General features: G+C 71.3%; 13 protein-coding genes. 9 read left to right on the forward strand and 4 right to left on the reverse strand.

Features of this window, described 5'->3' with window-relative positions; all coding sequences use genetic code 11:
* Positions 1 to 19 precede the first annotated feature (19 nt).
* The 8 genes from ruvC to GEV43_RS36710 all read left to right on the forward strand — a co-directional run bounded on the left by ruvC (position 20) and on the right by GEV43_RS36710 (position 9,322).
* Positions 20 to 562, forward strand: a complete 543-nt coding sequence (gene ruvC / locus GEV43_RS36675; RefSeq protein ID WP_160825334.1) for a crossover junction endodeoxyribonuclease RuvC — start codon at positions 20 to 22, stop codon at positions 560 to 562.
* Complete coding sequence (gene ruvA, locus GEV43_RS36680; RefSeq protein ID WP_160825335.1) at positions 559 to 1,167, forward strand: Holliday junction branch migration protein RuvA; 609 nt, start codon at positions 559 to 561, stop codon at positions 1,165 to 1,167. The genes ruvC and ruvA overlap by 4 nt, the downstream gene beginning before the upstream one ends.
* Positions 1,164 to 2,243: a Holliday junction branch migration DNA helicase RuvB gene (gene ruvB / locus GEV43_RS36685; protein ID WP_160825336.1), complete on the forward strand. Its 1,080-nt coding sequence runs from the start codon at positions 1,164 to 1,166 to the stop codon at positions 2,241 to 2,243. Before ruvA ends, ruvB begins: the two co-directional genes overlap by 4 nt.
* A gap of 174 nt (positions 2,244 to 2,417) precedes the next feature.
* Entirely contained in the window at positions 2,418 to 2,960 is a 543-nt protein-coding gene (gene yajC, locus GEV43_RS36690; RefSeq protein WP_164717258.1) for a preprotein translocase subunit YajC, read from the forward strand.
* A gap of 42 nt (positions 2,961 to 3,002) precedes the next feature.
* On the forward strand, positions 3,003 to 4,838 hold the full coding sequence (gene secD / locus GEV43_RS36695; protein WP_309240127.1) for a protein translocase subunit SecD: 1,836 nt from the start codon (positions 3,003 to 3,005) through the stop codon (positions 4,836 to 4,838).
* A 2-nt stretch (positions 4,839 to 4,840) separates the two neighbouring features.
* Positions 4,841 to 6,001, forward strand: a complete 1,161-nt coding sequence (gene secF, locus GEV43_RS36700; RefSeq protein WP_160825337.1) for a protein translocase subunit SecF — start codon at positions 4,841 to 4,843, stop codon at positions 5,999 to 6,001.
* 115 nt (positions 6,002 to 6,116) lie between these two features.
* Positions 6,117 to 6,641: an adenine phosphoribosyltransferase gene (locus GEV43_RS36705; protein WP_160825338.1), complete on the forward strand. Its 525-nt coding sequence runs from the start codon at positions 6,117 to 6,119 to the stop codon at positions 6,639 to 6,641.
* A gap of 506 nt (positions 6,642 to 7,147) precedes the next feature.
* Positions 7,148 to 9,322 (forward strand): bifunctional (p)ppGpp synthetase/guanosine-3',5'-bis(diphosphate) 3'-pyrophosphohydrolase, encoded by a 2,175-nt coding sequence (locus tag GEV43_RS36710; protein ID WP_175250977.1) that lies wholly within the window; start codon positions 7,148 to 7,150, stop codon positions 9,320 to 9,322.
* 118 nt (positions 9,323 to 9,440) lie between these two features.
* Here the strand turns inward: GEV43_RS36710 and aspS are convergent, their stop codons facing one another.
* The 4 genes from aspS to GEV43_RS36725 are packed head-to-tail and all read right to left on the reverse strand — an operon-like array spanning position 9,441 to position 13,207.
* Positions 9,441 to 11,204 carry an aspartate--tRNA ligase gene (gene aspS, locus GEV43_RS36715; RefSeq protein ID WP_160825340.1) on the reverse strand — a complete coding sequence of 588 codons (1,764 nt, stop codon included), beginning with the start codon at positions 11,202 to 11,204 and terminating at the stop codon, positions 9,441 to 9,443.
* On the reverse strand, positions 11,201 to 11,473 hold the full coding sequence (locus GEV43_RS52075; protein WP_309240128.1) for a His/Gly/Thr/Pro-type tRNA ligase C-terminal domain-containing protein: 273 nt from the start codon (positions 11,471 to 11,473) through the stop codon (positions 11,201 to 11,203). Before GEV43_RS52075 ends, aspS begins: the two co-directional genes overlap by 4 nt.
* Positions 11,359 to 12,468, reverse strand: coding sequence for a histidine--tRNA ligase (gene hisS / locus GEV43_RS36720; protein ID WP_241684175.1), 1,110 nt, complete (start codon positions 12,466 to 12,468; stop codon positions 11,359 to 11,361). Before hisS ends, GEV43_RS52075 begins: the two co-directional genes overlap by 115 nt.
* 10 nt (positions 12,469 to 12,478) lie before the next feature.
* Positions 12,479 to 13,207: an MBL fold metallo-hydrolase gene (locus tag GEV43_RS36725; protein ID WP_160825341.1), complete on the reverse strand. Its 729-nt coding sequence runs from the start codon at positions 13,205 to 13,207 to the stop codon at positions 12,479 to 12,481.
* A gap of 304 nt (positions 13,208 to 13,511) precedes the next feature.
* On the opposite strand from GEV43_RS36725, the gene GEV43_RS36730 reads away from it, so the two are divergent.
* A complete protein-coding gene (locus tag GEV43_RS36730; protein ID WP_160825342.1) occupies positions 13,512 to 14,309 on the forward strand; it encodes a peptidylprolyl isomerase in 798 nt (265 codons plus the stop codon).
* The last annotated feature ends 60 nt before the right edge of the window (positions 14,310 to 14,369 follow it).

Genomic DNA, 14,369 nt, shown 5'->3' on the forward strand with positions numbered 1-14,369 from the left:
ATGATCGAAGGAGCGGGCCGTGCGGGTGATGGGCGTGGACCCGGGGCTCACGCGATGCGGGGTCGGCGTCGTGGAGGGCGCCCCGGGCAAGCCGCTCCGGCTCGTCCGCGTCGACGTCGTGCGCACCAGCCCCGACGACGACATCGCGCTGCGCCTGCTCGGCATCGAGACGGGCATCGCGGCCCTGCTGGACGAGCTGCGGCCCGACGCGGTCGCGGTCGAGCGGGTGTTCTCGCAGCACAACGTGCGCACGGTGATGGGCACCGCGCAGGCGGCGGGCGTGGCGATGCTGCTCGCGGCGCGCCGGGGCCTGCCCGTCGCGATGCACACCCCGAGCGAGGCCAAGGCCGCGGTGACCGGCAACGGCCGCGCCGACAAGGCCCAGGTGACGATGATGGTGACCCGGCTGCTGCGGCTCGACGCCGCGCCGAGACCGGCCGACGCGGCCGACGCGCTGGCGCTGGCGATCTGCCACGTCTGGCGCGGCGGCGCGCGGACCCGGCTGGACCAGGCGCGGCTCGCGGCCCGCGCGGGCCGGGGCAAGGGAGGAGTCGGGCAGTGATCGCCTTCGTCAGCGGCCGGGTGGCCGCGGCCGGACCGGACGGCGCCGTGATCGACGTGCACGGCGTCGGGTTCTCGGTGCAGTGCACCCCCGCCACGCTCGCCGGACTGCGCGTCGGCGACGAGGCGCGGGTGCCGACCTCGATGGTCGTCCGCGAGGACTCGCTCACCCTGTTCGGGTTCGGCGACGACGACGAGCGGTCGGTGTTCGAGCTGCTCCAGACGGCCAGCGGCGTCGGCCCCCGGCTCGCCCTCGCGATGCTGGCCGTGCACACGCCCGACGCGCTGCGCCGCGCGGTCGCCGCCGAGGACCTGGCGGCGCTCACCAGGGTCCCCGGCATCGGCAAGAAGGGCGCCCAGCGCATCGTCCTGGAGCTGAAGGACCGCCTCGGCGGCCCCGTCGGCGACGGCGCGGACGGCGTCCGCGCGCCCGCCCGCGCCGAGGTCTGGCGCGACCAGGTCCAGGCCGGGCTGATCAACCTCGGCTGGTCCGCCCGCGACGCCGACGCCGCGGTCGACGCCGTCGCCGCCGACCTCGCCGCGGGCGGCGAGACCCCGCCGGTCGCCGCCCTCCTCAAGGCCGCGCTGAAGAAGCTGAGCAAGTGACCGATCCGAACGACCGGCTGGTCTCCGCCGACGCCGACGGGCCCGAGGAGCAGGTCATCGAGGCCGCCCTCCGCCCGAAGAAGCTCGACGACTTCATCGGGCAGGAACGCGTCCGCGAGCAGCTCTCCCTGGTCCTGCACAGCGCCCTCCAGCGCGGACGCACCCCCGACCACGTCCTGCTGTCCGGCGGCCCCGGCCTCGGCAAGACCACCCTCGCCATGATCATCGCGGCGGAGCTCGGGCAGCCGCTGCGGATCTCGTCCGGCCCGGCGATCGAACGCGCCGGAGACCTCGCCGCCGTGCTGTCCACCCTCGCCGAGGGCGAGGTGCTCTTCCTCGACGAGATCCACCGGCTGGCGCGGCCCGCCGAGGAGATGCTCTACATGGCGATGGAGGACTTCCGGGTCGACGTCGTCGTCGGCAAGGGCCCCGGCGCGACCGCGATCCCCCTCGACATCGCCCCGTTCACCCTGGTCGGCGCCACCACCCGCGCCGGGATGCTGCCCGGGCCGCTGCGCGACCGGTTCGGGTTCGTCGCGCACATGGACTTCTACGAGCCGGCCGAGCTGGAGGTGATCGTCCGGCGGTCCGCGCGGCTGCTGGACGTCGAGATCGCGGGCGACGCCGCCGCCGAGGTCGCCGGCCGCTCCCGCGGCACCCCGCGCATCGCCAACCGCCTGCTGCGCCGCGTGCGCGACTACGCCGAGGTCCGCGCCGACGGCGCGGTCACCCACGAGCTGGCCCGCGCCGCGCTCACCCTCTACGAGGTCGACGAACGGGGCCTGGACCGGCTCGACCGGGCCGTGCTGGCCTCGCTGATGCGCAAGTTCGGCGGGGGACCGGTGGGGCTCTCGACGCTGGCGGTGTCGGTGGGGGAGGAGCCCGAGACGGTCGAGGTCGTGGCCGAGCCGTTCCTCGTCCGCCAGGGTCTGCTGGCCAGGACGCCGCGCGGGCGGATCGCCACCCCCGCGGCCTGGGCCCACCTCGGCCTGGCCCCGCCGCCGTCGTCCCCCATGGCGGGTACCTTGTTCGACACGGACTCCCTCACCGGAGACTCCGATCGGCCCGATCAGTGATCATCTGGTAACGGCTTGGGAACTTCCCGGCGTCGCCGGTCGTCACGTCGTTGCCGGTGTCTGGCGTACTCTCTAGACTCCGGGACTTGGTCACACCGTCTCCAGCCGGCGGTCCTCGGAAGAGGCCGATCTGGCCACAGGCTGGGCAAAACACATCGGAAGGATGCCCCTGTGATGGGCAGCAACATGATTATCGCGGCGGGTTCAGGCGGCGGCGGAGCCTTCAACCTGCTGCTTCTGCTCGCCGTGCCGCTCGTCTTCTACTTCCTGCTGATCCGCCCGCAGAGCAAGCGGCGCAAGGAGCAGATGGAGATGCAGAGCGCCATGGAGCCGGGCGCCCGGGTGCTGACGACCAGCGGCATGCGCGCCACCGTCGTCGAGGTCGACGACGACGGGCTGCTCCTGGAGATCGCCCCCGGCGTCGAGGTCCGGTTCGTCAAGCAGGCCGTCATGCAGGTCCTGAAGGCCGACGCCGAGACCGAGGACGAGGACCTCGACGAGTCCGTTGAGGACGAGGTCGAGGACGACGAGCTGGACGGCAAGGCCGAGGGCACCTCGATCGACCTGTCCAAGGACGCGCCCAAGGGCGCCTCCAAGAGCGCCGCCGCGGACGCCGAGGGCCCGGCCGACGAGGTCGAGGACGCTGCCGGTGACGAGGTCGAGGACGACGTCCCGTCCAAGGCGAAGGCGAAGGCATCGGGGAAGAACTCCGCCTGACGCCGGACCGGCATCGACTCTAGACGGGAAGTTGGACGACCAGTGGCTTCGCCTCGTAGCAATGTCCCCAGGCCCGGGCGCACGCTCGCCGCGCTCTTCGCGGTCCTGGCGGCCCTGACCGGTTTGATGTTCCTCCAGGGCCACCCGACGCCCAAGCTCGGGCTGGACCTGGCCGGCGGCACGACCGTCACGCTGACCGCGAAGACCGAGAGCGGCAAGAACCCGCCCTCCAGCCAGATGGACCAGGCCGTCAAGATCATGACGCAGCGCGTCAACGGGCTGGGCGTCTCCGAGGCAGAGGTCGCCAAGCAGGGCACCAACAACATCGTCGTGAACGTGCCCGGCGAGGGGCAGGGCCGGGTCGTCCAGCTCATCGGCACCACCGCCAAGCTCCAGTTCCGGCAGGCGTACGCCATCGCCGACGGCCGGCCGGCCGGAGCCGCGACGCCGACGCCCACGACGAGCCCGACCGGCAAGGGCAAGGACGGAAAGGGCAAGGACGGCAAGGGCGGCGAGCCCAGCGGGTCGCCGTCCTCGACGCCGTCCTCCAGCGCCTCGGCCAAGCCGTCCACCACGGCCACGCCGCGCGGGCGGGCCCTGTCGGGGGCGCTGACGGCGCCGACGCCCAACCCGTCCGGTTCCGGCGCCCCGTCCGCGAACCCGTCGACAGCGCCGTCCGGCACCCCGTCGCAGCCGGCGCCGCAGGTCCCGCAGCAGGGCGACGACCTGTCCGCCGTGGACGACAAGGCGGTCGTCAAGCAGTTCGAGCAGCTCAACTGCTACACCGGCGACCGGCGCGTCCCCGGGTCCAACGACCCGAACAGGAAGTGGGTCGCCGCGTGCGACCAGAAAGAGGAGAGCGGCCGGATCTCCAAGTACATCCTCGGCCCGGTCCAGGTGCTCGGCGAGGACGTCTCCAGCGCCAACGCGATGCCGCCGGACGCCCAGCAGGGCCAGGCGAGCTGGTCGGTGGCGCTGAAGTTCGACGGCAAGGGCGCCAAGCAGTTCGGCGACGTCACCACCAAGGCGTACCAGGCGTACCAGGCCAACCCGGGCTCACCGCAGGCGCAGGTCGCGATCGTGCTCGACGGCCAGGTCGTGTCCGCCCCGAGCATCAACCGGGGCGCGATCACCGGCGGCACCGCGAGCATCGACGGCCCGCCCGACAGCTTCACCCAGAGCTACGCGACCGACCTCGCCAACGTCCTCAAGTACGGCGCGCTGCCGCTGGAGTTCAAGCAGAGCTCCATCGACGAGGTCTCCTCGACGCTGGGCTCCGACCAGCTCAAGGGCGGCCTCATCGCGGGCGCGATCGGCCTGGTCCTGGTCGTGCTCTACTGCCTGCTCTACTACCGGGGCCTCGGCCTGGTGGCGGTCTCGTCCCTGATCGTCGCCTCCGGCATCACCTGGCTCTCGGTCGTGATCCTCGGTGAGAACATGGGCTTCCGGCTGTCGCTGGCCCACATCATCGGCCTCATCGTGTCCATCGGCATCACCGCCGACTCGTTCATCGTCTACTTCGAGCGATTGCGCGACGAACTGCGCGCGGGACGCAAGCTGAGGCCCTCGGTGGAGAACGCCTGGAAGCGGGCCCGGCGCACGATCCTCGTCGCCGACGCGGTCACGTTCCTCGCGGCGCTCGTGCTGTTCTTCCTCGCCGTCGGCGGCGTCAAGGGCTTCGCGTTCGCGATGGGCCTGACCACGCTGATCGACGTGATCGTGGTGTTCTTCTTCACCAAGCCGCTGGTGGCGCTGCTGTCGCGCACCGCGTTCTTCGGCAAGGGCCACAAGCTGTCCGGGCTGGACGCCAAGCGGCTGCGCCGCACCGGCGCGGACGCCTCCGGGCCCGCCGCCCGCACGACGAGCCAGGAGGTCTGATCATGGGACTGCGCGCGGTCATCTCCCGGATCTACCGCGGTGAGATCAGCGCCGACATCGTCGGCAAGCCGAAGATCTGGTACTCGATCTCCGGCGTCCTGCTCGTCCTGTCGATCCTCGGCCTGGTCGTCCAGGGCCTCAACTTCGGCGTGGAGTTCAAGGGCGGCTCGGTCTTCACGCTGAAGGCGCCCCACACCTCGATCGAGAAGGTCCGCGGCGCCGTCACCGGCGGCGGCGCGCACCAGGCCATCGTGCAGAAGGCCGGCGGCGACTGGCGGGTGACCACCGAGAGCCTGTCCTCCCAGCAGGTCACCAAGATCAAGGACAACATCACCAAGGAACTGGACGTTCCGAGCAACAAGATCAGCACCCAGGTCGTCGGCGCGTCCTGGGGCGGCGAGATCCAGAAGAAGGCGTGGCAGGCGCTCGCCGTCTTCATCATCCTGATCATCCTGTACCTGTCGGTGGCGTTCGAGTGGCGGATGGCGTTCGCCGCCGTGGTCGCGCTCGCGCACGACCTGGTGATCACGGCGGGCGTGTACGCCTGGTCGGGCTTCGAGGTGACCCCGGCGACGCTGCTCGGGTTCCTGACGATCCTCGGGTACTCGCTGTACGACGCCGTCGTGGTGTTCGACATGATCAAGGAGGTGACCCGGCCGCTCACCACCACCTCCAAGATCACCTACAGTGAGGCGGCCAACCAGGCGCTCAGCAGCACGCTGGTCCGCTCCCTGAACACCTCGCTGGTGGCGATCCTGCCGGTCGGCGCCATCCTGTTCATCGGCACCTTCCTGTTCGGCGCGGGCACCCTGAAGGACCTGTCGCTGTCGCTGTTCGTCGGCATGATCGTCGGCACGTACTCCTCGATCTGCGTGGCGACGCCGCTGCTCGTCCAGCTGAAGGAGCGCGAGCCGAAGTACCGCCAGCTCCGCGAGAACATCGCCCGTCGCGGCCAGAGCGCCAAGCGCCAGGCCAAGATGGCCAAGGCGACCGCCGCCGGGCCCGCGGACGACCCGGCGGGCGACGACGCCCCCTCGGGCGAGGCCGCCTCCGGCGAGGCGGGGCAGAGCGTCCCGGCCTCGGTGACCGTGCGCAAGGTCGTCCAGCAGGGACCCCGGCAGCAGCCCCGCAAGGGCACCCGCCAGCAGCGCCGCGGCAAGTGACGCCCGCGCCGTTTCATGATCGAACGTAGTCGTTGAGAGCAGGACGCCGGCCGTGCCAGGCCCGTCGCACCGACGGGACCGGGCACGGCCGACGCGCGACAGGGGAGCGCAACGAGTGGACCTAGAGAAGCTGATCCGGGACCGGATCCGCGACATCGCCGACTACCCGAAGCCGGGCGTGGTGTTCAAGGACATCACGCCGCTGCTGTCGGACCACGTGGCGTTCGCCGGCGCGGTCGACTCGATCGTCAACCACTACGGGCGCGGCACGATCGACCACATCGTCGGGATCGAGGCGCGAGGATTCATCCTCGCCGCGCCGGTCGCCTACCATTTCGGCGCGGGTTTCGTCCCGGTGCGCAAAAAAGGGAAGCTGCCCTCGCGGACGTACGAGGAGACCTATGATCTCGAGTACGGGACCGAGACGATCGAGATGCACGTCGACGCGTTCGGGCCCGGAGACCGGGTGCTGATCGTCGATGACGTGCTCGCCACCGGAGGAACGGCCCGGGCCGCCGCGGACCTCGTCCGCCGGGCCGGAGCCGAGGTGGTCGGCCTGTCGGTCCTGATCGAGCTGTCGTTCCTGCACGGGCGCGACAAGCTGGGGAATCTGGACGTCCATTCGCTGGTTACGGTCTAGTACGAAATCGGTGCCGGATACACTGGCGGCATCGGGTCCGGCGGGGACGGGCGCTTCCCCGCGGGACCTCATGGGTGCGGCGCCCACATTTCCAGGGAGGCTGAGTGCCCGGTGAGGTGGTATCAACAGACGCGGTGACCGCCGCCGCGGCGAAACCCGAGGCCGGATCCGGCGGCGAGAACGCCGCGACCGGAACGGCCGGAGGGTCCGCCGGGAAGGGCGCGCCCGCGCCCGAGCCCGCGCCGCCCGCGTCCCCCGCACCCGAGCCCGCCCCCGCGGCCCCGCCACCCGCGTCCCCGCCGGTGCCCGCGACCCCGCCGCCGTCCGCCGACCAGGTGCTGTCCGCCGCGTCCGACCAGGCCGCACCGCCGGGCCCGTCCGCCGGCGCGTCGTCCGCCAGCACGTCGTCCACCAGTACATCCAGGCCGGCTCCGGCTACGATCCCACCGTCCGCCGCCCGGGTGCGCCGAAGGCTGGCCAGGCTGGGCGCCCAGCGCGGCCCCACTATGAACCCGGTACTCGAACCACTGATCAAGACGGTCCGCAACACGCATCCGAAGGCCGACCTGCGGCTGATCGAGCGCGCCTACGACGTGGCCGCGCACTACCACCGCACCCAGAAGCGCAAGAGCGGCGACCCGTACATCACCCACCCGCTCGCCGTCTCCACCATCCTCGGCGAGCTCGGCATGAACACCGAGACGCTGTGCGCCGCGCTGCTGCACGACACCGTCGAGGACACCCCGTACACGATCGAGGAGCTGCGCTCCGACTTCGGCGACGAGATCGCCGCGCTGGTCGACGGCGTCACCAAGCTCGACAAGGTCAAGTACGGCGAGGCGGCCGAGGCCGAGACCGTCCGCAAGATGGTCGTCGCGATGTCCCGCGACATCCGGGTCCTGGTGATCAAGCTCGCCGACCGCCTGCACAACATGCGCACGCTGCGCTACCTGCCGCGCCACAAGCAGGAGCGCAAGGCCCGTGAGACCCTGGAGATCTTCGCGCCCCTCGCCCACCGGCTGGGGATGAACACGCTGAAGTGGGAGCTGGAGGACCTGGCGTTCGCCACGATGTACCCCAAGCGGTTCGACGAGATCGCCCGCCTGGTGTCCGAGCGCGCGCCCCGCCGCGACGTCTACCTCCAGGAGGTCATCGAGAACGTCTCGACCGACCTGCGCGAGGCCCGCATCAAGGCGACCGTCACCGGCCGCCCCAAGCACTACTACTCGATCTACCAGAAGATGATCGCCCGGGACGTCAGCTTCGACGACATCTACGACCTGGTCGGCATCCGGGTCCTGGTCGACAGCGTCCGCGACTGCTACGCCGCCCTCGGCTCGATCCACGCGCGATGGAACCCGGTCCCCGGCCGGTTCAAGGACTACATCGCGATGCCGAAGTTCAACATGTACCAGTCGCTGCACACCACGGTGATCGGCCCCGAGGGCAAGCCGGTCGAGCTCCAGATCCGCACGTGGGGCATGCACCGGCGCGCCGAGTACGGCGTCGCCGCGCACTGGAAGTACAAGGAGGAGACTGTCGCGGGCCGCAAGGCGGGCGACATGCAGTGGCTCCGCCAGCTCCTCGACTGGCAGAAGGAGACGGCCGACCCGGCCGAGTTCCTGGAGTCGCTCCGCTTCGACCTCTCGGTCTCCGAGGTCTTCGTCTTCACCCCCAAGGGCGACGTGATCGCGCTGCCGCAGGGCGCGACGCCCGTCGACTTCGCGTACGCGATCCACACCGAGGTGGGCCACCGATGTATCGGGGCCCGCGTCAACGGCCGCCTCGTACCCCTCGAATCGACCCTCGACAACGGCGACACCGTGGAGGTCTTCACCTCCAAGTCGCAGGACGCCGGCCCGAGCCGCGACTGGCTGAACTTCGTCAAGAGCGCCCGCGCCCGCAACAAGATCAAGCACTGGTTCTCCAAGGAGCGGCGCGACACCGCGATCGAGTCCGGCAAGGACGCCATCGCCCGCGCCATGCGCAAGCAGAACATGCCGCTCCAGCGGATGATGTCCGGCGAGGCCCTCCTCGCCCTCGCCCGCGACATGCGCTACCCGGACGTCTCGTCGCTCTACGCGGCGGTGGGCGAGAGCCAGGTCTCCGCCCAGCACGTCGTCCAGCGCCTCGTCGACGCCCTCGGCGGCGTCGAGAGCGCCGAGGAGGACCTGGCGGAGATCGCGCTCCCGACCCGCCGCAAGCGCAAGAGCCCGGCCGGCGACCCCGGCGTCGTCGTCGCCGGCGACCCCGACGTCTGGGTACGGCTGTCGCGCTGCTGCACGCCCGTCCCCGGCGACGACATCGTCGGCTTCGTCACCCGCGGCCACGGCGTGTCCGTGCACCGCAACGACTGCGCCAACGTGGCCAGCCTGAAGGAGCAGCCCGACCGCCTCATCGACGTCAAGTGGTCGCCCGGCGAGGACTCGGTCTTCCTGGTGGCCATCCAGGTCGAGGCGCTCGACCGGCCCCGGCTGCTGTCCGACGTCACCCGCGTCCTGTCCGACCAGCACGTCAACATCCTGTCGGCGTCCGTGACCACCACCCGCGACCGCGTGGCCGTCAGCCGGTTCACGTTCGAGATGGGCGACCCGAAGCACCTCGGGCACGTCCTCAAGGCCGTCCGCTCCATAGACGGCGTCTACGACGTCTACCGCGTCACCAGCGGCGCCACCCGCTGACCCCCGCCCGGCACCGCGCCGGGTTCGTTCCGCCGAGTCTTCTCTTCCGGCACCGTCCCGCTCGTACGTCGAGGGCCGGGCACCGCGGTCGCGGTGCCCGGCCCTTCGCGTCGGCGGGTCAGGCGTCGGCGGGGGTCTCCTGTTCGGGGACGACGTCGATGCCGGCCTCCTTGCGCTGCTGCGGGGTGATGGGGGTGGGGGCCGCGGTGAGGGGGTCGTAGCCGGACGCGGCCTTGGGGAAGGCGATGACGTCGCGGATGGAGCTCTCACCGGCGAGGAGCATGACCGTGCGGTCCCAGCCGAAGGCGATCCCGCCGTGCGGCGGCGGGCCGAACTTGAACGCCTCCAGCAGGAACCCGAACTTGGACTCCGCCTCCTGCTTGGAGAGGCCGAGGACGTCGAAGACCCGCTGCTGCATCTCGGCGCGGTGGATGCGGATGGAGCCGCCGCCGATCTCGTTGCCGTTGCAGACCAGGTCGTAGGCGTTGGCGAGGGCCGAGCCCGGGTCGTCGTGGAAGGTGTCGGCGTACTCGGGCTTCGGCGCCGTGAACGGGTGGTGCACCGACGTCCAGCCGATCTGCTCGCCCTTGTCGTCCTCGACGGGCTCGAAGATCGGGGCGTCCACGACCCAGGTGAACGCCCACGCGGACTCGTCGATCAGGCCGCGGCGGCGGCCGATCTCCAGGCGGGCCGCGCCGAGCAGCTCCTGGGTCGCGTGCCGCTTGCCCGCGCCGAAGAACACCGCGTCGCCCGGCGAGGCGCCGGTCTCGGCCGCGAGCCCCGCCTTCTCGGCGTCCGACAGGTTCTTGGCGACCGGGCCGGTGAACGACCCGTCCGGCTGGACGAGCACGTAGGCGAGGCCGCGGGCGCCGCGGGCCTTGGCCCAGTCCTGCCAGGCGTCCAGCTCCTTGCGGGTCTGGGCCGCGCCGCCCGGCATGACCACCGCGCCGACGTACGGCGCCTGGAACACGCGGAACGAGGTGTCGGCGAAGTAGGCCGTCATGTCGGTCAGCTCGTTGCCGAACCGCAGGTCGGGCTTGTCGGAGCCGTAGCGGGCCATCGCGTCGGCGTAGGTGATGTGGGGGATCGGCCGGGGGATCTCGTAGCCGGCGACCTCCTTCCACAGCCGCGCGACGAGGTCCTCGCCCACCTGGAGGACGTCGTCCTGCTCGACGAACGACATCTCGATGTCGATCTGGCTGAACTCCGGCTGCCGGTCGGCGCGGAAGTCCTCGTCGCGGTAGCAGCGGGCGAGCTGGTAGTAGCGCTCCAGGCCGCCGACCATGAGGAGCTGCTTGAACAGCTGCGGCGACTGCGGCAGCGCGTACCAGTGGCCGGGCTTCAGCCGGACCGGCACGAGGAAGTCGCGGGCGCCCTCGGGCGTCGAGCGGGTGAGCGTCGGCGTCTCGACGTACTCGAACCGGTGCCCGCGCATCACGTCGTGCATGAGGAACGACGCCTGCGAGCGGATCCGCATCGCCTTGGCGACGGCGTCGCGGCGCAGGTCGAGGTAGCGGTACTTGAGCCGCACCTCCTCGTTGACGTTGGCGTCGCCCTCGATCGGGAACGGCAGGGGCGCCGACTCCGACAGCACCTCGATGTCGGCCGCGGCGACCTCGATGTCGCCCGTGGGCAGTTCGGGGTTCTCGTTGCCCTCCGGCCGGATCCGGACCTCGCCCACGACCTTGACGCAGAACTCGGCCCGCAGGTCGTGCGCGGCGTCCTCCTCCCGGAACACGACCTGCGCGGTGCCGGAGGCGTCGCGCAGGTCGATGAACGTGACGCCGCCGTGGTCCCGGCGCCGGGCGACCCAGCCGGCCAGCGTCACCTGCTGCCCGGCGTGCTCCCTGCGGAGCGTCCCCGCCTCGTGCGAGCGGATCATCGTGAGAGCCTTTCCTTCAATGTCGTGGTGAGCGCGTCGAGCGCGACCGATTCCTGGTCGCCGGCCGCGAGATCCTTGACCTGCGCGGATCCGGCGGCGAGATCTCGCTCGCCCAGGATCACCGCGTACGCCGCGCCGGAACGGTCGGCGTCCTTCATCGCGCCCTTGAGCCGCTTGCCGCCGTACGCCATGTCGGCCGCGATCCCGGCGGCGCGCAACTCGGCGACGAGGGAGAACAGGCGCCGTTCGGCCTCCTCGCCGAGGGCCACCCCGAACACCTGGCAGCGGGGGCGGCGGCGAACGGCGCGCCCTCGGCCTCCAGCGCCAGGACCGTCCGGTCGAGGCCGAGCCCGAACCCGATGCCGGGCAGCGCCGGGCCGCCGATGTCCTCCGACAGGCCGTCGTAGCGCCCGCCGCCGCCGATGCCTGACTGCGCGCCGAGCATCGGGTGGTCGAACTCGTACGTCGTGCGGGTGTAGTAGTCGAGCCCGCGCACGAGGGTGGGGGTGTCCTCCCACTCGATGCCGAGGTCGCCGAGCAGCTCGCGGACCCGGTCGTGGTACGCCTTGCACGCCGGGCACAGGTGGTCGGCCATCAGCGGGGCGCCTTCGAGCTGCTCGCGGACCCGGGGGCGCTTGTCGTCCAGCACCCGCAGCGGGTTGATCTCGATGCGCTCGCGGGTCGGCTCGTCGAGGTCGAGGCCGCGCAGGAATTCCTGGAGCAGGGCCCGGTAGGCGGGACGGCACTCCTTGCAGCCGAGCGAGTTCAGCAGCAGCCGCACCCGGGTCAGGCCGATGGAGCGGTACCAGCCCGCCGCGATCGCGATCGTCTCGGCGTCGACCTGCGGGTCCTCGGAGCCGATCGCCTCCAGGTCGAGCTGGTAGAACTGCCGGTAGCGGCCCTGCTGGGGCCGTTCGGCGCGGAACGCGGGCCCGGTCGTCCACACCTTGACCGGCAGGCCGCCCTGCTTGTGCAGGCCGTGCTCCAGGACGGACCGCAGGACGGTGGCGGTGAACTCGGGCCGCAGCGTCAGCGACCGGCCGCCGCGGTCCTCGAAGGTGTACATCTCCTTGCTGACCACGTCGGTGGACTCGCCGACCCCGCGCCGGAACAGGTTGGTGTCCTCGAACACCGCCAGCTCCAGGTAGCCGTAACCGGCCAGCCGCGCCTGCTCGGCGAACGCCTCGCGGATGGCGTAGAAGAGGTCCGCGCGCGGCGGAACGTATTCACTGACCCCCTTGGGGGCCTGGAAGCTCGAACTCATGTGTCTAGGCTCAAAATCCCTTGTTGGGGCCGTCTGTGCTGGTCATGGGGGACGACCCCCCTGGACCCCCCGGGACGAGCTCAAGCAGGAACGGATTGGTGGCCCGCTCGTGCCCGATGGTCGTCTCGGGACCGTGGCCGGGCAGCACGGCCGTCTCGTCCGGGCGGGACAGGCACACCCGCGAGAGGCTGGCGAGGATCTCCTCGTACGATCCGCCCGGCAGGTCGGTGCGGCCGATCGACCCGTTGAACAGCAGGTCGCCGGTGAACATCACGTCGGGGACCTGCCCGTCCGGCGGGGTCCGGAACGTCACCGACCCGGGGGTGTGGCCGGGGGCGTGGTCGACGGTGAACGACAGCCCGGCCAGCTCCAGCACCGCGCCGTCCGCCAGCTCCTTGACGTCGTCGGGCTCCGACAGCGTCAGCCCGCCGAAGAGCTGCTGCCCCGCCGCCAGGGAGAACCCCTTGGCCGGATCGGTCAGCAGGTCGCGGTCGTCGGGGTGGATGTAGGCCGGGACGTCCTTGGCGCCGCAGACCGGGGCGACCGACCACACGTGGTCGATGTGGCCGTGCGTGAGGAGCACCGCGACGGGCTTCAGGCGATGCTCGCGCAGCAGCTCGTCGATGCCCGCCTCGGCGTCCTGCCCGGGGTCGATGATCACGCATTCCTCGCCCGCGGCGGGCGCCACGACGTAGCAGTTCGCCTCGAACGATCCAGCGGGGAACCCGGCGACGAGCACGGTCGTCCTTCCTTCAGGCCATTCTCAGGCGGGGCTGTCCGCGGCGGCGTTCCTGTGAAGTAGCTGAACGTTTCCGCGGGGCCGCCGGCTCTCGCGCCCATCGGCCGGGACCGTCCCCGGCCGCGCGCAGGTGTGGCGGTATCCGGTCACGAGGGTACCGGCGCGGCCGTGGCCACCGCGAACGAGATAGGCCGATCGCCGTGTCGGCGCGGTGGAAACGGGTGCGCTCGGGCGGTACGCCCGGCTCGCCGGTACCGCTACTATGCGCTGCACGTTCACCTGATCACAGCGGAGGGGCAGGCACGTGGCGGGGAAGGACCGCAAGAAGCAGCTCGCACGGCAGCGCTACGAGCGTCAGGAGCAGCGCCGGCAGGCTCAGGCCGCCCGCGCCCGCCGTATGAAGGTCATCGGGTCGGCCGTCGGCGTCGCGGTGATCGCGGCCGCCGGCGTCGGGATCGCGGTGTTCGCCGGCAAGGACGACAAGTCCAAGGCCGACGGCCCGGACGCGGCGGCGACGCCGTCCGCCAAGCCGGGGGAGTGCGCCTACACCCCGAAGGCGGGCGAGGCCGGGGCGCCGAAGGACCTCGGGACCCCGCCGGTGAAGCCGGCCTACAACGGGCCGGTGAAGGCGACGATCGAGACGTCCCAGGGCGACATCGGCCTGGAGCTGGACGGGGCGAAGGCGCCCTGCGCGGTCAACTCGTTCGCGTTCCTGGCCAAGAAGGACTTCTGGAAGAAGACGTCCTGCCACCGCCTGTCGGCCAGCGAGGGGCTGAAGATGCTCCAGTGCGGCGACCCGACGGGCACCGGCAGCGGCGGCCCGGGGTACCAGTTCGCCAACGAGAACACCGAGGGCGCCAAGTACGGCAAGGGCACCCTCGCGATGGCCAATGCCGGTCCCGGCACGAACGGCAGCCAGTTCTTCCTCGTGTACGGCGACTCGCAGCTCTCCCCGGACTACACCGTCTTCGGGAAGATCACCTCTGGCCTGGACGATCTCGACAAGGTCGCCAAGGGCGGGATCGACAAGCCGGGCCAGGACGGGACGGGACAACCCAAGAAGAAGGTCACGATCCAGGACGTCTCGATCGCCGGGAAATAGGCGAACGGGATACTAAGGTGTGGAGGGTCCGGTGGGTGTGATCCCGTTCGGGCCTGCGAT

Source organism: Actinomadura sp. J1-007, assembly GCF_009793335.1.
Lineage (GTDB): Bacteria > Actinomycetota > Actinomycetes > Streptosporangiales > Streptosporangiaceae > Spirillospora > Spirillospora yumaensis.

Excerpts from the sequence above, each read along its gene's own strand:
- aspS (WP_160825340.1), bottom strand. The coding sequence starts at position 11,204 with ATGATCCGCTCGCACGAGGCGGGGACGCTCCGCAGGGAGCACGCCGGG.
- secF (WP_160825337.1), top strand. The coding sequence starts at position 4,841 with ATGGGACTGCGCGCGGTCATCTCCCGGATCTACCGCGGTGAGATCAGC.
- GEV43_RS36710 (WP_175250977.1), top strand. The coding sequence starts at position 7,148 with ATGAACCCGGTACTCGAACCACTGATCAAGACGGTCCGCAACACGCAT.
- hisS (WP_241684175.1), bottom strand. The coding sequence starts at position 12,468 with ATGAGTTCGAGCTTCCAGGCCCCCAAGGGGGTCAGTGAATACGTTCCG.
- yajC (WP_164717258.1), top strand. The coding sequence starts at position 2,418 with ATGGGCAGCAACATGATTATCGCGGCGGGTTCAGGCGGCGGCGGAGCC.